Annotated in this window: 1 protein-coding gene and 1 pseudogene; both read right to left on the reverse strand. The window is 70.9% G+C overall.

The genetic code is table 11. The features are described 5' to 3' along the window. Positions 1-795, reverse strand: a pseudogene (locus tag HC022_RS26590) (hypothetical protein); the annotation flags it as partial. A 126-nt stretch (positions 796-921) separates the two neighbouring features. Next, positions 922-1,376 (reverse strand): VWA domain-containing protein (locus HC022_RS26595; protein WP_167454382.1); only part of this gene is annotated, 455 nt, incomplete at its 5' end.

Below are 1,376 nucleotides of genomic sequence, written 5' to 3' on the forward strand. Positions count from 1 at the left end.
GTCAGCCGTCGTCTCCGGCGCGGCGCTCGGCGCCTCGGCGGTGGTGTCGGGCGTTTCGGCGGGTGCCTCTGCCGTGGTCTTCGGGGCCGGGGCTGCATCCTGCGCCGTGGTCTCCGGGCCCGCTACGGGCTCGGAGCTGTCGGCCGCCTTGGCGCTCTGGTCGGCGGTCTCCTGCGCGGCGAGCGCCTTGGCAAGGTCATCCTCGGACGGAGTGTCCGCGGCGGCCTGCTGACCGGCCTTCTCGGCCTTCTTGGCCTTGGCCTCTGCCTGCTGCTCCTTCTTGGCAGCCTTCTTCTCGGCCTTGGCGTCGGCCTGCTTCTGCTTCTTGGTGGCCTTCTCAGTGGGCTCCGCCTGGTCTGCGGCCTGCTCCGCGGCGGCCTGGGCCGGCTCGGATGCCTCCGCCTGCGCGGCGGGCGCATCCGCCGGGGCCGCGTCCGGGGCGTCGGCGCGGTCGGCTGCGGGCGCTCCGCTGGGGGTCGCCGCCTTGGCTGCGGCGGCGTCTTCGCCTTTCGCCTGGGTCAGCTTCTGGGGGATCTGGGCCACGACAGCGCAGTCGACGCCGTCAGCCGCCTCACCCGTGGCGCATTGCGAGGCGACCTCGACGATGCGCGAACGGATCTGGCCGCGGGTCATGCCGGAGGTGTCGAATCCGAGATCGACCGTCCCCGCCAGCGCCCCGTCCATGATCTCCTTCTGCTTCATGCCCGACAGCGATTGCGCCGCTGCGGGCAGCGCGAGGCTCGCCATCAGCACCAGGGCGGTGGTGGTTCTCAGAAACGGTTTGGTCGTGCGCATTCTCGGTCCTTTCCTCCGTGCCGCAATGGCTGCGGCGATCCGGACAGAAACGCGCTCAGACAGATTTTGTTCAAAATATAGGCAGGAAATTGCCGCCCGCGACGCGGGGCCAGGCGCAGGAGGGCCTCAGAGCGCGTCCAAGAGCCGCTGCTTTTCGCCCGCGTCGTCGGGACGCGAGATCGCCTCGGCCAGCTGCTCGAGCGACTGGATCGAGTGGCCGGCGCGGAAGCTGTCGACGTGGGGCAGCATGGCGCGGATGCCCTTGGCCTTGGGCGCGAACCCGTCCCAGCGCAGCAGAGGGTTGAGCCAGATCAGCCGCCGCGACGACAGGTGCAGCCGCTCGATCTCGCGCTCCAGCGCCTTGGCGTCGTCACGGTCGAGCCCGTCGGTGATCAGGAGCACCACCGCACCCTGCCCCATGACCCGGCGCGACCAGTCGCGGTTGAAGTCGTGCAGGCACTGGCCGATACGGGTGCCCCCCTGCCAGTCCTGCGCCTCGGCCCCGGCCGCGCGCAGAGCCGCGTCGACGTCGCGGGTCGCGAGGTGGCGGGTGATGTTGGTAAGCCGCGTGCCGAAGGTAA

Origin of the sequence: Salipiger sp. HF18, from assembly GCF_011806505.1 — a bacterium.
Taxonomy (GTDB): Bacteria; Pseudomonadota; Alphaproteobacteria; order Rhodobacterales; family Rhodobacteraceae; genus Salipiger; species Salipiger thiooxidans.